The following is a 254-nucleotide window of genomic DNA, read 5'->3' on the forward strand; positions in this document are numbered from 1 at the left end:
GCCCCGTCGACGTCGTCCGGATGCAGCAGGTCGACCTCGCCGGACTGCACCACCCTGACCGCGTCGATGTCGTCCACGGAGCTACCCACTACGGTCTCGCCCGCGCGGTAGGTGCTCACCGCGGAATCCTCGGCCAGCTGTTCGAGCTCGCTCGCGGTCCGCGCGTCGACCGGCGGGTGGGCGGCGAGGAAGTCCGCCGTACGTCGGATGTCGGCCTGGTCAGCCCCTGACGAGCTCGGCACACCGTTCCGCCA

1 pseudogene is annotated in these 254 nt (G+C 71.3%); it reads right to left on the reverse strand.

Annotation, left to right across the window (positions count from 1 at the left end):
* A pseudogene (locus AC0IX4_RS23160) lies at positions 1-242 on the reverse strand (hypothetical protein); the annotation flags it as partial.
* Between the last annotated feature and the right edge of the window lie 12 nt (positions 243-254).

This window comes from Rhodococcus sp. AC861 (assembly GCF_979256035.1).